The sequence below is a fragment of the Mycobacterium sp. 663a-19 genome, assembly GCF_035616495.1.
Taxonomy (GTDB): domain Bacteria; phylum Actinomycetota; class Actinomycetes; order Mycobacteriales; family Mycobacteriaceae; genus Mycobacterium.
In genome coordinates this window covers 1-16751 of the sequence record NZ_JAPJAV010000022.1, presented here as the reverse complement: position 1 = coordinate 16751, position 16751 = coordinate 1, and the positions used below count along the sequence as shown (strand labels likewise).

Annotated in this window: 12 protein-coding genes and 1 pseudogene; 1 reads left to right on the top strand and 12 read right to left on the bottom strand. The window is 71.4% G+C overall.

The window, feature by feature from the left end:
* Positions 1-120 precede the first annotated feature (120 nt).
* Positions 121-1323 carry an alpha/beta hydrolase family protein gene (locus tag OQ968_RS24490; protein ID WP_324682218.1) on the top strand — a complete coding sequence of 401 codons (1203 nt, stop codon included), beginning with the start codon at positions 121-123 and terminating at the stop codon, positions 1321-1323.
* Here the strand turns inward: OQ968_RS24490 and eccE are convergent.
* The 12 genes and pseudogenes from eccE to OQ968_RS24430 form a co-directional block, all read right to left on the bottom strand.
* A complete protein-coding gene (gene eccE, locus OQ968_RS24485; protein WP_420716002.1) occupies positions 1279-2250 on the bottom strand; it encodes a type VII secretion protein EccE in 972 nt (323 codons plus the stop codon). The two genes, OQ968_RS24490 and eccE, sit on opposite strands and share 45 nt — an antisense overlap.
* 14 nt (positions 2251-2264) lie before the next feature.
* Entirely contained in the window at positions 2265-3650 is a 1386-nt protein-coding gene (gene mycP / locus OQ968_RS24480; protein ID WP_324682214.1) for a type VII secretion-associated serine protease mycosin, read from the bottom strand.
* Positions 3647-5053, bottom strand: a complete 1407-nt coding sequence (gene eccD, locus OQ968_RS24475) for a type VII secretion integral membrane protein EccD (protein ID WP_324682235.1) — start codon at positions 5051-5053, stop codon at positions 3647-3649. The genes mycP and eccD overlap by 4 nt, the downstream gene beginning before the upstream one ends.
* A 68-nt stretch (positions 5054-5121) precedes the next feature.
* Complete coding sequence (locus OQ968_RS24470) at positions 5122-6018, bottom strand: ESX secretion-associated protein EspG (RefSeq protein WP_324682212.1); 897 nt, start codon at positions 6016-6018, stop codon at positions 5122-5124.
* 10 nt (positions 6019-6028) lie between these two features.
* Positions 6029-6319: a WXG100 family type VII secretion target gene (locus OQ968_RS24465; RefSeq protein ID WP_324682210.1), complete on the bottom strand. Its 291-nt coding sequence runs from the start codon at positions 6317-6319 to the stop codon at positions 6029-6031.
* A 31-nt stretch (positions 6320-6350) separates the two neighbouring features.
* Positions 6351-6644 carry a WXG100 family type VII secretion target gene (locus OQ968_RS24460; RefSeq protein WP_324682209.1) on the bottom strand — a complete coding sequence of 98 codons (294 nt, stop codon included), beginning with the start codon at positions 6642-6644 and terminating at the stop codon, positions 6351-6353.
* 57 nt (positions 6645-6701) lie between these two features.
* A complete protein-coding gene (locus OQ968_RS24455) occupies positions 6702-8183 on the bottom strand; it encodes a PPE family protein (RefSeq protein ID WP_324682208.1) in 1482 nt (493 codons plus the stop codon).
* A gap of 2 nt (positions 8184-8185) precedes the next feature.
* A complete protein-coding gene (locus OQ968_RS24450; protein WP_324682207.1) occupies positions 8186-8494 on the bottom strand; it encodes a PE family protein in 309 nt (102 codons plus the stop codon).
* Positions 8495-8496: 2 nt separating this feature from the next.
* Positions 8497-12471, bottom strand: a complete 3975-nt coding sequence (gene eccCa, locus OQ968_RS24445) for a type VII secretion protein EccCa (RefSeq protein ID WP_324682206.1) — start codon at positions 12469-12471, stop codon at positions 8497-8499.
* On the bottom strand, positions 12468-14093 hold the full coding sequence (gene eccB / locus OQ968_RS24440; protein WP_324682204.1) for a type VII secretion protein EccB: 1626 nt from the start codon (positions 14091-14093) through the stop codon (positions 12468-12470). Before eccB ends, eccCa begins: the two co-directional genes overlap by 4 nt.
* Complete coding sequence (gene eccA, locus OQ968_RS24435) at positions 14090-15943, bottom strand: type VII secretion AAA-ATPase EccA (protein WP_324682202.1); 1854 nt, start codon at positions 15941-15943, stop codon at positions 14090-14092. The genes eccB and eccA overlap by 4 nt, the downstream gene beginning before the upstream one ends.
* Before the next feature lie 297 nt (positions 15944-16240).
* Positions 16241-16751 (bottom strand): annotated as a pseudogene (locus OQ968_RS24430) (hypothetical protein); the annotation flags it as partial.

The window sequence follows — 16751 nt, the reverse complement described above, 5'->3', positions numbered from 1 at the left end:
GGTCCTCCTGATCGATACCGTCGCTACTCCGCTGCTAGACAAGACCGTATTACGCCATGAGGTCCGCGCGCCGCCCGAGTGGGCCTCGGATTGCGCCGCGGCGGGATAGCATCGGCGTTCGTGACGTCCGAAACGGATCCGATCGATCCGCCCGTTCCGGTTCCCGACGTCCCCGGCGCCGACGTGGGTGCCGATGCCGACGGGTTGCCGCCGCGCTCGGCGCTGTCACCGCGTCAGCGCGTGGTCGTCGAGGCGTCCGCCGCCGGCGATCTCGCGCTGCGCACCTGGGTGGCGTCGGTGCTGGCCACCACCGTCGCGCCGGTGGTTCTCGCCGCGTCGGTGCGCCAGAGCGGGCCCGCCGGCGAGCGCGACAACCTGAAGTTCTACGCCGAGCTGGCGGCCGAGCACGATCCGGTGAAGTCGTTTCCGGCGCCCACCGAACTGCCGCGGGTGTCGTCGCGGCCGGCCAGTCGGCTCGCGGAGTGGATCGCCCGCGGCCGGGTGGACAACATCGCCTTTCCCAGCAGCTTCACCGCCATCAACCCCGCGATGCGCCGGCACTGGGGCGCGTGGGCGTCCAACAACACCGTGCGCGCGCAGCACTGGCGCCACGACGACGGGCCGCGTCCCACGCTGTGCGTCATCCACGGTTTCATGGGCTCGTCGTATCTGGCCAACGGACGGTTCTTTTCCCTGCCGTGGTACTACCGGTCCGGCTATGACGTGCTGATGTACACGTTGCCATTTCACGGTCGGCGGGCCGAAAGGCTCTCGCCCTTCAGCGGATTCGGCTATTTCGCCGGCGGTCTCAGCGGATTCGCGGAGGCGATGGCCCAGGCCGTGCACGACTTCCGTTCCATCGTCGACTATTTGCGCCACACCGGTGTGGAACGCATTGCGCTGACCGGGATCTCGCTGGGCGGCTACACCTCGGCGCTGGTGGCCTCTGTCGACGACCGGCTCGACGCCGTCATCCCCAACTGCCCGGTCATCACCCCGGCGACGATGTTCGACGAATGGTTTCCGGCCAACAAACTCGTCGGGCTGGGGCTGCGGCTGTCCAGCATCGGCCGGGACGAGCTGACTGCCGGGCTGTCCTATCACTGCCCGCTGAACTACCGGCCGCTGGTGCCCCGGGAGCGCCGGATGATCATCACCGGACTCGGTGACCGGATGGCTCCGCCGGGCCAGGCCGAGATGCTCTGGCGGCATTGGGATCGCTGTGCGCTGCACTGGTTTCCGGGCAGTCACGTGCTGCACGTCAGCCAGCTCGACTACCTACGCCGGATGACCAGCTTCCTGCACGGTGTCATGTTCGAGTAACCGCCAGTCCAGCCGCGCCAGCATGTCGGCGGGCGCATCCGTGTGCCCATCGAGTCGTCGCGTGGACAACGGGTCCAGCGCCGCGAGCGCCGGGCAGTGGTTTCCGCGTTGCGGCGTCAGCCCGGTCAGCGGCGCCCCGCGCTTCGGCGGGGTCTCGGTGCGAAACGCGCACGCGGCCGCGATCGTGACACCCGGTGCGCGGCCGGCGATCTCCAGCGCGGTGAATGTCTCGCGCGTCGGATACGACCTGATCGCCGCCAACGTCTCGGGCCAGGCGCCGTCCACGCTGACCCGGTATGCGGCAACGTAATCCGAGTCGAAGCGCCGCACGCCGCGCCACGTCTCCCTTGCATTTTCATCGAGCAGCCGCGGCACGTCGTCGGCGTCGGCCAGACCTGCCGGCCAGCCGAGCTCGCGCAGATGGTCGGCGAGCCGGCGCACCGCGACCTCGGCCGTCTCTTGCAACGGGATTCGCGGCGAGCGCGCCTGCAGCGCCGTCAGGTTGTCGGCGGCCGATACCGTGAGCCCGATCCACGTCTCCCGGCGCGACGCATCGGAACCGTTGTCGCGGCTGGTGATTCGGATCTTGTCGGCACGGATGCCGTAGCGGTCAAGATACCGGGCGAGCACCGGCAGCGGGAGCGCAGCCGAGTCGCCGGCCGGCGCCCCGACGCGCAGCAGCGCTGTGGTCTCGGTGGCGGGACCGGGTCGGGGCACGAATCCGGCTCGGCGCGCCAGGATCGCGAGCCGGCGACGCAGGATCGTGGTGAAGTACAGTCCCCGCCACCACCCGAACAACAGGACCACGACGGCGACGGCGATGCCGAGCAGCCATTGGTCGCGGGTGGAGTGCCAGGGGTAGGCCAGCGCCGCGGGCACAACGGCCAACGCCGCCAACGTGATTCGGCCGCTGCCTGGAGTCGGCATCGAGCGCAGCTGGCTCACGAGGTGGTCTCCTTTCGTCGGACGACCGCGGCGACGGCGGCGACGGCCGCGACAAGCAAGGCCAGCCCGGCGGTCCCGGCGAACGCGATGGTCCGTGGTGTGGTGTCCTTCGGCGCCGGCGCCGGCGGCACGGCCACCGGCTTCGCCGTCGCCGGCCCGTTGCCCGCGGGCAGCTCCCAGGTCAGGGCCGCCACCGGGTCGATGCTGCCGGCACCCACCAGGTTGGACGGTGCCCGGGCGCCGTTGTGCGCGGTCGCGGTGATGCGGTGCACCACCTGGGTGGCCGGCAGATCGGGGTACTTGCTGCGGACCAGCGCCGCCACACCGGCGACGTAGCCGGCCGCGTAGCTGGTGCCGCTCAGCGCGACCTGCTGCTGGTGGTCGTCGGGCAGGCCGTTGGCCAGACCGCCGCCGTCGCGGTTGCTCACCGACGCGATGTTCTCGCCCGGCGCCGCGATCCCCACCCACGGCCCGGCCACGGTGAATTTCGACGGCTGGCCGTCCGGCGTCAGCGAGGCCGCCGACAGCACGTACGGCTGCCACCACGACGGGATGGAGATCGACGCGACACCGGCCCAGTTCCGCGGGTCGTTGGGGTGGCCCAGGTCGGTCAGCGGATTGGATTCGCACGACGTTCCGCCGCCCATGGATCCGGTCGCGCCGGTGTTGCCCGCGGCGGCCACGATCACCGCGTCCTTGTCCACGGCGGCATAGCGAATCGCCGCACCCAGCGCGGCCTGGTCGACGGGCCGGTCGGCGGGCAGGCAGGTGACGGTGGAGACGTCGATCACCCGGGCGCCCAGGTCGGCGGCGTGCACGATGGCGCGGCCCAGCGTCGCGACGTCGAAGGAGGCCCGCGCCATCATCGGGTCGCCGCCCGCGGTTCGCGGTGAGAATTTCGCCGACGTCACCCGCAGCGACAGCACCCGCGCCGCCGGGGCGACCCCCGAGAAGCCGTCCGCGCCGGCGGGCTGGCCGGCGACGATCCCGGCGACCAGGGTGCCGTGCCCGTCGCAGTCGGTCAGGCCGTCGGTCGTCTCCACGTAGTCGCCGCCGGGGTCGACGTTGGGCAGCCGCGGGCCCGGGCGCACCCCGGTGTCGATGACCGCGACCAGCTGGCCCTCGCCGCGGGAAAACTGCCACGCCGCAGGGAGATTCAGCATCGCCTGGCTGCGGGTCACCACACCGGGATCGGTGCCGGGAACGACACCGGAGACGGTGCAGGGGCCGCGCTGCTCCATCGGCTCCCCCGGGCCCGGGTTTCCGCTGGGCGGTTGCACGCCGGGGTCGACCGCCGGCGGACTGACCGCGAAGGCCGGCGGACAGGCCCACGCCACGGCGCCCAGGACCGCTGTGGCGCAGGCGAATCCGGAACGGATCATCGATTGAGTACCCAGCCGAACAGGCCCACCAGATACGCCATGACCGGGATCAGCGAGCCATCGAGGCCGGCGGCGGCGAAGCCCAGCAGCCGCCGCGCGGGCAGCGAATAGCTGTCCGGCGACGCGATGCGCGGGTTCAGCGCGACCACCACCCACGCGAGCATCAGCGCGGCGAGCGCCACCACCGCGCCCAGGGCGGCGCCGTAGCGTGCCGTCGCGGTGTAGAGCACCAACAGGGCACCGGCCACCAGGTACGGCTGGGCGAGCAGCCAGGCCTTGCACGCGGCCGAATCCCACACCCGGGCACGCAGGATGGACGCGACCGCCGTCGCCCCCACCACATACCAGCCCACGCCGCCCAACGCCTCCGGGCGCAGCGCGATCGCCACCGATCCCAGGACGCTGAGCAGCACCGCGCCCGCGATGAAACCGTTCTGGTGCGCGTCGCCGATGCGCACGCGCCGCGGGAAGTCCTCGAGCACCCGCAGCGACGGGGCCGACGGGGTGGGGTCGCCCGGCGCCGGGATGACCGGCAACGGGAAGCGTGCCCACACCGCGGACAGCTGAGCCGCCCTGACGGTGACCAGCAGGGCCGCCACGATCAGCCCGCAGCCGACGGTCAATATCGGTAATTGCCAGATCGATTCGGCACCGGCCGCGAGCAACACCCCGGCGCCCAGCACCGCCGTCGCGGTGAAGAAACCGACGCTTCGCTCGCGCTCGGCGCCGGGAACCAGCATGGCGATCAGGGACCAGGCGGTGACCCCGGCCGCGGCCAGCATCAGCTGTGCCGGCCCGAATTTCCCGGGCACCGCCAACGCCAGGGCCGCAGCGATCGGCACCAGCGCCGCGATCGACAGCGCCGTCCCGGCTCCCACCGAGCGCGGCCGGATCACCAGCCCGGCCAACGCCATGAGCGCGGCGATCGCGCCGACCGCGATCAGCCCGGCCGGCGCGCCGATCGCGACCCGGTAGGTGACGCCCAGGCCCGTCGCGGCGAAGGCCACGGCGATCACCGCGGCCAGCGCCCCGCGCTGGATATGCGCTGTGCCCCAGGGCTTCAGCCGGGAGGTCGAGAAGATCATGGCGGCGTCGGCGATGTCCTCGACGATGCCCGGCGCGGCCGGGCCGGCCGGCACCGGCTGCAACGCGAGCAGGTCTCCGTCCACGACTCCGACGGTGTCCAGGCTGGCGTCCAGGCTGAACGGCGCCCCGCCGACGGGGGCGAGGCTCAGCTGGGACGCGGCCCGGGTCCCGTCGGTGTCACCCGATTCGTCGTCCGGGGCCGCGGGAACCGCCAACCGCTGGACCGCGGGCAGGATTTCGCGCAGCGGCAATTCCGCGGGCAGGGCCATCTCCGTCAACCTGCTGTCCGCGAGGATGGCCACACGGACGATCGGCATAACGGTGCCGGCGGTCACCGGACCCTCGAAACATGCTGGGGCCGTTCCTGGGACATCGTGCTCTCTTTCTATCTGATTGCCGAGTACTCGGGGGAAAGGTCTGCGGAAAAGTCTCGGGACAGCCGCTGGCCGGGGAACCAATGGCCGTCGGGCAGTTGGGCGGTCAGTTGTTCGACCGCGACGGCGCTGGCGAACGGTGTTCCCGGGCTGAAGGTCGAAACCCATTCGCCGTCGAACGCGCGCGACGGGCTGACCAGTACGCGGCCCTCGGTGGTGTCGACGATGCTCATGCCGACCTCGGTGGTGGCGTGCCGTCCGTCGCGGCGGCAGCCGGCGACGATCTCGACGTAGCTGCGCGGGCCGGCGAACACCGCCTCCACCATGCGCCGGGCCGATCCGGGAATGCCAAGGTAGTCAAGCACTTCCGACAGTGGGGCGCCGGACCGCAGCCGCTCGTCGGCCCGGGCGCCGACCCGCGCCGGCAGGCTGAACTCCTCGAATCGGGCCGGCGGCCGCTGCGCGAGCCCGACACCGAGGACCGGAACCAGGGCCCGGGGATCGTCGATGTCCATTGCGGTGAACGTGATTAGCTGCGCGCTACGCAGCGCGACAACGGTTTTCGCGGGCCCACCCGCGGCGTCGGCGCGCTGCGCGACGACGCCGCGCAGCAGCTCGCCTGCCGACCCGATGAAGCGCAGGTCCAGCCACCGGTCCGGGAAGCACACCACCCGGATCCAGTCGGCGACCGCCGGCTTGATGGCCCCGGTCTTGGAGCCGTCGTCGGACACCAGGCCCAACCGGGTCAGTTCGTCCTTCTGACGTTCGAAGAACGCGTCGCGCTGCGCGGCATCGCAATACGGCGTGGTGATCGCCAGCACCCACGGGAAGCTCCCGGCCCCAATGCTTTCCGCGATGAACCACGCGTGATCGACCGTCAGCTCGACGGCGTTGGGTTCGACGCTCATCCGGGCGGGGCTAACCGCCCCATTTGGCGGCTTCGGCGGTGTCACGGGCCAGCATGGCCAGAGTGTTGGATTCGTGCGTGGTCGACATCGCCTGGTAGGCGCGCACCAGGTCTTCCATGGCCTGGTTCCACTGGGCCTGCCACGCCTGATACGTCATCCCGGTGTCGCCCTGCCAGGCGTTCTGCAGCGCGGCCTGTTCGGTGGCGATATCGGCGCCCAGCCCCTGCAGCGTGCCGGCGTAGCCCGACATGTCCGCGGCGTGGGCCAGCATCGCCGGGTAGTTGTACATGATCTGTGACATCACAAGTCCTTTCGCGTATTGGTCGGTGAGGTCAGAACCCGGTGTAGCTCGAGGCGGCCGCCGCGTCGGTGGCCACGTAGGTGCCAGCGGCGTCCCCGAGGTTGGCCTGCGCGATGTCGAGCAGGGTGTTCACCCGGGCCGCCGCCTCCACGAAGCGGGCGTGGGCGGCCTGGAACGCCATCGAGGCCTCGCCCTGGTGGAACGCCTGCGCCGACAGCGCCTCCTGCTCGGCCTGACTGATCGTGCTGCGCATCAGCGCCGTCTTGGCGCCGAACGCCGATTGCGCGGCCACCAACTGCGGAATGTGAGCATCCAACAGACTCATACTGATCTCTCTCCCTTCGGATTTCGGTTACTGACTCCCACGCTGCTCACCGTCTCGTCAACCGTCGCGGCCCCCTCCCCCGGATTCACTCGGTGTCTCGTCGTCGTGATCCCAGCTTCCCGGCACCATCGGTGTCCGCGGACCGCCGCCGTACTCGTCGCCGCCCAGCTTGGTCAGCCCCGTCGCCCGCGGCACCTCGTCCTTGTGCGCCGTCCCGGCGAATCCGAGCGTCCCGGCGCCGGTCCCGGACGCGATCGCGGCGGCGAGCTCCTCCTCGTTGCCGTAGTCCGGTGGGACGCCGATGTCGGAGTCCATGTCCAGGAATTCGTCGCCGTACTCGCGCATGGCGGCCCGGCGGCGCCGCCGCGCCCGCGCCTCGGCGCGACCGGGCACCCCGGCGGCCGCCGCCGGAACGGTCGCGGCCGGCGCCTTGATGCCACCGCGGCCCCCCACCGTCGGCCCGAGGCCTGATTCGGGGTCGGCGCCGCCACCCACGATGTAGGCGAAGCTTCCGGTGGCCGCGGCCGGGGCCGGGGTTGCGGCCGCGGCGGAACTCGCGGCGGGCGTGGATGCCGGGGCCCCGGCGGGACTCGCCACCGGCGACGCCATGCCCGCCGCCGGCAGCACCTGAGAAGCCTTGGGCGCCAATGCCACCGGCGCTGCCCCGGCGGCGCCCTCCGCTACCGGCGCGAGCTCGGGGCCAACCAGCAGAAAATAGCCGATGCCGATGGCCAGCGGCAGCACGAACGGCGCGCTCAGGATCATGGCCCACGTCGGCCAGCCGAGCAGGTTGGTGACCACCTCGTAGGCGACGAAGAACAGCAACGGGAAACCCCCCAGCGCCCCCGCCGGATTCGTCAGGAAGTTCTGCAGGAGCTTGACGAAATTCTGAACGATGTCCTGGAGGAATTTCAGCAGCTGCCGCACGAGGTTCGACAGCCACGAGGTGGGGCTGTTTTGCACGGCGGTGGCCGCGGCGTTGCCGGCCCTGCCGGCACCGGGATTCACCACGGTCGGCGCCGGCGCCGTTCTGGGCGCCGCCGCCAGCGCGCCTCCCGACGCGGCCTGATAGGTACCCATCGCGGTGGCGGCCTGAACCCACATCCGCGCGTAGTCCGCCTCGTTGACGGCGATCGGAATCGTGTTGACCCCAAAGAAGTTCGTCGCCACCAACACGCCGTGGATGACGTGGTTGGCCGCCAACTCCGGCAGCGTCGGCATGGTCGCCAGGGCGGCGGTGTAGGCCGCCGCCGCGACCTCGTGCTGCGCGGCCACCCCCGCGCTGTTGACGCTGGCCTGCTCCAGCCACGCCAGGTACGGCACGTGCGCGGTCACGTACCGCTCGGCGCTCCGGCCCTGCCACGCCCCGGCCTGCACCGACCCCACAAGCCCACTGAGTTCAGCCGCCGCCGAGGCGTATTCGGCGCTCAGCGAGGTCCACGCGCCGGCGGCCGCCAGAAGCGGCCCCGGTCCCGGACCAGCGCTGAGCAACGCCGAGTGCACCTCGGGCGGCGAAGCCATCCAGATGGGCGCGGTCATCGTCAGCCGCCCGTGACCCCGTACGTAGCGGCCGCCGCGGTGTCACCCACGAGATAGCTCACCCCGGCCTCGCCCACGCCCACGCCGGCGCGGCCCAGCTCTTCGACGCCCTGCGCGGCGAAGGCGCTGTGCTCCTGCCCCTGGGCGCTGAACCCGGCGGCCGTCTGCAGCGACACCGGGTCCACCGCCGGCGGCACCACCGCGGTGATCGCCGGCGCGGCCGCGGCGTGGGCCGCCGCCAGCTGCGCGGTCAGCGCCTCCACCGCCGCGCTCGCCGCCGCCAGTCCCTCGGGAACCACTCGCAACGTCATGGCTACTCCTGTCCTCTCTGCGTTTCACTGACCATCACGGACTCCCCAACCAGCGGGTTGACCAACTGCACGTACGCGGGACTGTCGCTGTCGCCCAACAGGATTGCCCGCCCGGCGGGCAACCGGCCGAATCGCTGACCCCGGATCTTGCCGCTGTCCTGCGGGTTGCCCGCGAGCATCAGCGTGGTCGCCTGCAGGTCGTTGAAGCGGCGCAGCAACGGGTTGGTCATCAGCGCGTGGCCCGAACCGGTGGCGCGCGCCGTGACGATCACCCGCAGCCCCAGGTCGGCGGCCTGCGACAGCTGGCCGATCAGCGGGGTCCATGGCCGCTGCCCGATGTGGGGGCCGCTCATCGCCGGGGCGTCCGGCACCTGGTCGACGTCGTCGATGATCAGGTAGTGCGTGTGGCCCTCGAAGGTCCAGCGCGCCAGGTCGGCCGGCGACAAACCCGCGGGCGGGCGCCGCGACTCGATGAGGTTGGCCAGCCCCAGCATCGCGGGGACGATCCGGTCGATGTTGGCGGTGTACTCGTTGTCGGGGAACAGGGGCTCGTCGACCAGGTGCAGGCGCCGGTCCAGCACGGTGAAGGCGACCTCGTCGGGCGTGGAGTTCTCGCGGATGGTGCGGATGATGTGGCGCAGCAGCGTGGTCTTGCCGGACTTGCTGTCGCCGAACACCATCAGCAGCGGGTTGTCGGCGAAGTCGAGGACGACGGGCGCCAGGTCCTCTTCGCGCTGGCCGATGACCACCTTCTCCGGGCCCCGGTACAGCGCCCCGACGGCCTCGGGCGCCAGATTGGTGGGCAGCAGCCGGACCGGCGGCGCGGCCATGCCGGGGTAGCGGGCGTTGATCGCGGCTATCTGGTCCAGCTCTGGAGCCGCGAACAGGAAGTGCTCCGCGGCCATCGTCAGCCCGCGGCCCGGCTGGTCGTGCGGCACGGCGTCGGCCGGGCGGCGCAGGGCGCCGACCACCCGCACGTTGCTGTCCCGCGCGTCGTGCAGCCGCAGCTCCAGCCGCAACCCGAGGCCGTCGCGCATCGCCAGCGGCACCTCCAGCCAGCTCGGCGTGGTGATGACGACGTGGATGCCGTACGCCAGGCCGATGTTGACCAGTTCGGTCACCTTGGCCAGCAACGGGTTTCGGGTGTTGAACTGATCGGTGTTATCGCGGCCGAACGCGTAGAGGTTGTCGATGACCAGGAACACCTCGCCGAAGCCGTCGTCGGGCGCCGAGCCGTGCTTGTCGCGGAACATCTCGCGCCGCTGCCGGGACAGCAGCAGCTGCTCCAGCTCGCCGAAGGTGCGGCGGATGCGTTCGGGCTCCAGCGCCGAGGCGACGCTGCCGACGTGCGCCAGGTCCTCCAGCGCCCGCAGCTGCCCGCCGCCGTAGTCGAGGCAGTAGAACGTGACGTCGCGCGGCGAGTGCAGGCTGGCGGCCGACATGATGAAGGTCTGCAGCGCGGTCGATTTGCCGGACTTGGCCCCGCCGTGGATCACCATGTTCCCCGCCGACGACGTGGCGTCGAAAACCAGTGGGTCGCGGCGCATCTCGAAGGGCTTGTCGATCTCGCCGAGCGGCCAGCGCCACTGCCGTTGGCCTATCCCGGCGCGGGCCAGTGCCGCGGTGAGCGGGATGGGCTCGTCGAGCGGCGGCAGCCACAGCTGCGGCGCCCGCGGCCCGTAGCGGGCCAGCTGCTCGCCGATCGTCGCGATCAGCTTGCGCGGCGGCCCGGTCGGCTCCTCTTCCTCCGAGATCACGGTGGTCTGATCCGGCTCGACCCGTTCGGCGGTGAACAGCTTCGGCTCCGGAACGGACTGCACCACAAGCGCTTTGGCCTTCTGTGGCGGGTCGTAGATCCCGTCGACGTAGGTGCTGCGGAACTTGATCGGGGTCGCGCCGGGGGCGGGCACCAAAAAGCCCACGCCCTTGTGCTCCTTGCCGGACTCGATGTGGTAGGCGTCCTCCACGCCGATGATCTGGCGAGAAACGCTGGGGCTGGCCACCTTCAACCCGATCCGGTACGAGGTGTTCTTGTCGATGTCCTTGATCTTGCCCACGTCCAGCGTCTGGGACGCGAACAGGATGTGGATGCGGAACGAGCGGCCCTTGCGGGCCACGTAGTCGAACAGCTCCGCGTACTCCGGGTGATCGGCCAGCATCAGGGTGAACTCGTCGGCGACCACGAACAGCGTCGGGATCGGCGGGAGGTCTTCGGCGCCGGCGGCGCCGGAATTTCGAGCGTTCTCGTACTCGACCACCGAGTTGAACGCGCTGCCCTGGACCCGGCGGCCGGCCTCGCGCAGCAGCGTCTCGCGGCGCGCCACCTCGCCGCGCAGCGTGTCGGCGAACCGGTCGGCCAGCGACTTCTTCTCGGCCATGTTCGAGATCACCGCGACCACCTGGGGGAAGTCGCGGAAGCTGTCCGCGCCGGCCTCGCCCTTGAAGTCGGCGTAGATGACGATCAGCCGGTCGGCCGAGTGGGTTGTCAACAGCGACAACAGGATCGACATCAGGGTCTGCGACTTGCCGGACCCGGTCATGCCGATCATCAGGCCGTGCGGACCCATCCCGCCCTCGGCCTCGTCCTTGAGGTCGAAGATCAGCGGCTCGCCCGTCGCGGTGACCCCGATCGGCACCCGCAACTCGTCGTCGCGGCCGCGCGGCGCCCACAGCGTCGGCACGTCCAGCTGCGACGCGTCCGGAATGCCCAGCAGCGTGGTGAAGGTGGCGCCGCGGGTGGCCGCCGAGCGCAACCCGGTGTGGGTGGGGTTGGAGTCCCACCGGGACAGCTGGCGGGCCAGGTGGGCGGCCTCGTCGGTGCCGAATCGGTCGGCGGCGTCGATGTAGCGCTGCCAGCCGCCGGTCTGCCAGCGGTCGATGGCCCCGTGCGCGACGCGCAGGATCGGCCTTTCCGGGTCCGAATACTGTTCGCGGTGCGGCGGGGTGTCCGAGCGGTGCACGACCGTGACGCCCGCCCGGCCCAGCGCCAGCGTCGACGCGTTCACGTCGAAGTCGGGGTCGTCGACGACGATCAGCAAGTGGCGCAACGCATCCGCGGGCTCACCCGTGAACGCCGGGCGATCGACGAGGGCCGGTCCCAGCAGCGAAACCAGCTCGTCGGGCTTGCCGGACAGGTAGCGGGCCGGGCCGACGCCGTCGACCTCACCGGGAATGTCGACGTGCGGCAACCACTTCAGCCAGGACCAGTCGGGGCCCTCCAGGTCGCGGGCGGCCAGCGCCACCCCCAGCACGGTCGGGTCGTGCCAGGTCACCGCCTGAGCGATCCACGCGCGCAGCGCCGCCCGCACCTCGTCCGCCTCGCCGAGCACGGTGATCCGCGAGACCTTGGTCAGGTCGATTCCCGTCGGCACGTCGCGGACGGTGCGCTGGGTGTCGAGCAGGCTGCATAAAGCGCTGTGCGACACCGGTTCCAGGTCGATCTCGTCGGCGGCGTCCTTGACCCGCAGCGCGGTGGCCAGCGGCGCCTGGTGCCGGCCGGCCCGCAGCACCAGGAAGTCGGCGTCGTGCGGGTCGCGCTCCCACTGGCGGCGCGACCCGGGCACCGTCGCCAGCGCCGCCGGATCCGGATGGGACCACTCGGCGGCCGCGCGCTGCTCGGCGGCCTGGGTGCGGATGTTGTCCCGCACCACCGACAGGTAACGCAGGTAGTCCGCCCGCTCGGCGTCGACCTCCTCCGTGCGGGTCTTGTTGTCGTTGCCGCGATACAGCGCGGTGGCCGCCAGCAGCAGCACGAAAGGGAAGAACAGGGTCTGCGGGGAGATCAACCGCATCCCGGTGGCGAACAACGCGACGACCATGCCGACGATCAGGATCAGGATCAGGTAGGGCATCGCCCGCCGCAGCAGCGACGGCGGAATCACCCGGGGCAGCTCGGGCGGCGGCTCGATGCTGATGCTGCCCTTGCGGGTGCTCGGCGGGGCCAGCCTACGGCGCGCCTCGAAGATCAGTCGGCTCATCGGGGTTCTCCTTCGGCCGACACCGGCCGGGCGGGCCTGCTGTCGGGGGGCAGGCCGTCGTGCGCCAGCAGCGCGTCGGCGCGCGACAGCGTGGGGCCGTTCGCGAACAGCGACAGCATCGACCATGGGATGGGGACCGCCGGGGCGCTCAGGCCAAGGGCCTCAACGGTTTTGCCGTGCCCGACGGCGCCGCTCGCGCTGCCGACCTCGGTGTCGATGCCGTAGCGAACCCCGGTGTCGGAGACCCAGAACAACGCCCCGGTGGGCGGTGCGCTCGGGCCGCCGCCCACGGTCTGGGTGAAATAACCGGTGCCGGGCGCCAGGGCGACGCGCGAGGCCGTCGCCGGGGCGCCGCCGCCGACCAGGTCGAGGGTGCGCACGCCGTCGGGCACCGGCAGCCCCGAGCCGGACAGCAGGCTCAGCGAGCTGGTGGCGGCCCCGGCCGGCTTGCTCCAGTACGCGCACGTGACGGGGTCCTTGGCCGCGTCGACGACGGCGATCTGGCGGTCGGGATAGCGCGTGGTGTCCAGCATCCGCGACACCGGGAGCTTGGCCACCTGGTCGGCCCCGATCCGCGGCGGCTGGTCCAGCCCATAGGAATTGGTGTTGCGCAGGATCGCGGCGAGCACCGGCGAAATCGGCTGCAAGCCGTCCGGCAGCACGGCGTAGTAGCGCGGGGTGCCCGACGAACTCTGGTCCAGCGCGTAGGACACCACCACCGCCCCGATCGGCGCGGGCACGCCGAAGTTGGTGGGGGCGCCGGCATTCGGGATGCCGGGCGCCGCCAGCGGCGGGGCTTCGGGTATCGCGTTGAACAGCCCCGCGGCGACGGGCCGCGGCGCGGGCAGGTCCGCGGCTCCCAGGCCCAGGGCGTTGGTGACGGCATGGTTGGCCAGGTCGATCTGGCTGCGCCTGCCGTCCCACACCAGCCACGTGCTGCTGCCCTTGTCATTGGTGAAGTCGACGAGGACCGCCTGCCCGGGTCCCAGCGTCGCCGCCCGGGCGCCGCGGCTGTCCGGTGACCCGGCGATGACGGTGACGCCCGTGCTGTGCGCGGCGTGCCCGCCTTGGGCCGGCTCGCTGACCGCGTCGCACACCGTCCAGTTCGCGTCGTGGGAGGCGTTCTGCACCATGCGCTCCGGTGCGCCCGGGATGCCGATCAGGTTGCCGCGCGGAAACCGGTCCAGCTCAGTGCTTTTCACCGTGGTGGGGTTGACCGGATGGCCGACGATCAGCCGCGCCGACGTCAGGTTGAGCACCGGGTGCAGGTCGTCGCCGACCCGCACGTACAGCGCGGCGGTGGATCGGTCGGCCAGCACCGAGTTGTTGCCGACCTGCCCGTTGGGCCGGATCAACGAGAACACGAAGCAGCCCGCCAGGCCGGTGACCAGGATCAGCACGCCCATCAGCACCGCGCGCGACTGCGTGCGCAGCGGGTCGACCAGCATCCTGGTGTCGTGCAACGCAATTCCGGAGGCGATGCGGCGCATCACGAAACGCCAGCCGGTCACCTGGTGTCGGGTGACGAAACCGCGGCGGTAGGCGACCCGGTCGGGGTTGTCGTTGACCGGCGTTCGCGAGGTGAACGAACGCCGTTCGTCTGGCTGCTCCGGGTTGGTCATGCCGGCACCGACAGCCCCAGGCCGCGCAGCAGCGGCTCCACCGAATTGCTCACGTCCTCGTCGGTGATCGTCATCAATTCCTCATCGGTGAACGCGCCGGTTCCGGCCTGTTCCGAATGGTCCAAACGGAATTCGCGTTCCTCCTCGGAGCGTTCGACGATGTTGCGGACGAACCGGCCGTTGCCCGCGATGTCGAGGCTGCGCCGCGAGATCCCGTTGGCGTCGGGCGTCGATTCGGCGGCCAGCTTCGCGAACAGGGCCTCCATGTGGTCGATCGCGGATTGTTCGAAGACGCTGTCTCGCTGTTCGGCCATCTTGTGCGCGATCTCCACCAGCTCGTGCGGGGTGTACGACGGGAAGTCGATGTTGCGGGTGAACCTGGACCGCAGGCCCTCGTTGGTGTCCAGGAACTTGTCCAGGTCCGCCCGGTAGCCGGCGATGATGACGACCAGCCGGTCGCGGTCGTTTTCCATGCGGGCCAGCAGCGTGTCGATCGCCACCAGACCGAAGTCGTTCTTGGCGCCCGTCGCCACCAGGGCGTAGGCCTCGTCGAGGAACAGGACACCGTCCAGCGCGCTGTCGATGATCGCGTTGGTCTTGGCCTCGGTCTCGCCGATGTGCTGGCCGATGAGGTCGGCGCGATGCACCTCCCTGATGTTTTCCCGCTTCAAAAGGCCTAGGCCGCAATAGATCTTGGCGACCACGCGGGCGATGGTGGTCTTACCGGTTCCGGGCGGCCCGGCGAAGACCAGGTGGTGGGTGCGCTGCGCGACGGTGAGCCCGCGCTGCTTGCGCACCAGCTCCATGGCCACCGAACTCTTGAGCCGCGACACCTGGTTCTTGACCTCGTCCAGGCCGATGAACTCGGCGAGCTGGCGTTCGGCCTCCTGCAACAGGACGGCCTTGCGTTCGTGGGCCGCGGGATCGACGAAGTCCTCCGCGCTGGGCTCGGTCGCGGGATCCCACGGATCGGTGCGGGCCTCGATGCGCGCCGCGGTGGTGGTGACGATCCCGAAGCTGGTGTCGGACAAGGCCTGTTCGACTTGCTCGTTCTCCGGGTGGGCCGCGTACAGGTCCTGCAGGACCTCGCCGGCCGACTCCTCGTCGACGTGGGCGCGCAGCACCAGCGCCTTGGCCAGCGCGCCGTCCAGCGCGGCCACCGCGACGGGGCCGTCGGGCTCCTCGAGATACGACAGGGCCGGCGCGAACATGCCTAGCCGGGCCCGCGCGGTGCCCAGGGCGATCTTCGCCGCGTGGGCGAACGCCGCGTCGAGGTCGGAATCGTTGACGATCGGGGTCAGCAGCTTGACGACGTCCGACCAGCGCTCCGCGCGGTAGTTGATCACCACCGAGACCCAGCGGGCCTCACGCCAGCCGGGGCGACGCCCGGTGACGTCCGAGACCAACCGGTGGGCGTCGGCGAACTTCCCGGCCTCCGCCAGGGCCGCGGCGTAGGCGAGCGCGAAGTCGTCCGGGCCGGTGGCGCGGAACTGCAGATACAGCCCGGTGTCGTAGCGGAAGCCCAGCGCGCCCGGGGCCAGCTCGACCTCACGCTGCAACACCCCCGCGGCGCCCGCGGTGCGCCACACCGCCTCCAGCACCCGGATGGACAGGTCACCGGCCGCGGCCAGCCCGGTCCAGGCGTCGCACTGGTCATGAGCGATGCGGGTCAGCGCGGTGAAGCCCGAGCGCGCGGCCGCCAGGTCGGCCGGGCGCCGGCGCTCATAGATCGAGATGCCGAGCGCGCGGCAGCAGGTGGCGAAGCGGCTGACGATGTCCCCGTCCACCCTGCCGTCCGGCCGAGAGTTGACGGGCTGAGCTGCCAGCATGCCCGGGTCACCGCGTTCCACGGCAGCTTCTTCCCATGTGTATGTAGCCTCCCCTAACCTGACCGCCTGAAGTTAGCATTGCATAAGCTAACTGTCGAGACGCTTGGGCTCCCGTGATCCATCGCTTGGTCCCCGCTCCATGAGGCCCTGATCAGGGCATTCCCGCCTGGCACCGGGCCCCCTTCCGGAATTCGCCCGCCACGCAGGGCAGCTTACTGAAAACGGTTTTCATTAGCAAAGCCCCTTCGTCGCGGCGGACCCGGGGGACGAACACGCAGCCAGTAGTCGGCCGTCGGCCGGGCAAAGTTCCCGGCTCGGTCAACGGCCCGGGTCCGGTTGGTCCGGGTGCCAGGTGCCGGGAACCATGGGCAGCGCCGGCCCATCCCCGAACTCGTCGGCGGCCAGCGTGGTCAACCCCGCGGCCGCGGCCGTCTGCGCGCGCGCCGTCCCGGCAAAGCCCTGGGTCCCCGCGCCCCGCTCGGACGCCACCGTCGAGGCTTCCGGTTCCTCGGGGTCCGGGTCCACCTCCGGTTCGGCGTCCACGCCCAGGAATTCGTAGCGGTGGCCGCGGCTGTGCTCGTTCATCGCCGCCTGCCTGCGCCGACGCGCCCGTCGCTTCTCGCGCGCTGACGCCGCGGCCGCCGCCGCGGCGGCGGCGGAATCGGGCTGGGGCGCCTTGCGCCGTGCGCTGCTGCTGACGCCGGCGCCGACCCCGATGCCGGGCCCGCCGACCAGGTAGGGGTAGGCCGCTCCCTCGGCGCCGGTGGGCGGCGGCGGTGGGCCCGCGGTCGCCGGCGCGGAGGTGGGCGCGGGCGCCGGGGCCGACGCC

Coding starts and splice junctions, on each gene's coding strand:
- eccE (WP_420716002.1), bottom strand. CDS start 2,250: ATGCCGACTCCAGGCAGCGGCCGAATCACGTTGGCGGCGTTGGCCGTT.
- mycP (WP_324682214.1), bottom strand. CDS start 3,650: ATGATCCGTTCCGGATTCGCCTGCGCCACAGCGGTCCTGGGCGCCGTG.
- eccD (WP_324682235.1), bottom strand. CDS start 5,053: ATGCCGATCGTCCGTGTGGCCATCCTCGCGGACAGCAGGTTGACGGAG.
- OQ968_RS24470 (WP_324682212.1), bottom strand. CDS start 6,018: ATGAGCGTCGAACCCAACGCCGTCGAGCTGACGGTCGATCACGCGTGG.
- OQ968_RS24465 (WP_324682210.1), bottom strand. CDS start 6,319: ATGTCACAGATCATGTACAACTACCCGGCGATGCTGGCCCACGCCGCG.
- OQ968_RS24460 (WP_324682209.1), bottom strand. CDS start 6,644: ATGAGTCTGTTGGATGCTCACATTCCGCAGTTGGTGGCCGCGCAATCG.
- OQ968_RS24455 (WP_324682208.1), bottom strand. CDS start 8,183: ATGACCGCGCCCATCTGGATGGCTTCGCCGCCCGAGGTGCACTCGGCG.
- OQ968_RS24450 (WP_324682207.1), bottom strand. CDS start 8,494: ATGACGTTGCGAGTGGTTCCCGAGGGACTGGCGGCGGCGAGCGCGGCG.
- eccCa (WP_324682206.1), bottom strand. CDS start 12,471: ATGAGCCGACTGATCTTCGAGGCGCGCCGTAGGCTGGCCCCGCCGAGC.
- eccB (WP_324682204.1), bottom strand. CDS start 14,093: ATGACCAACCCGGAGCAGCCAGACGAACGGCGTTCGTTCACCTCGCGA.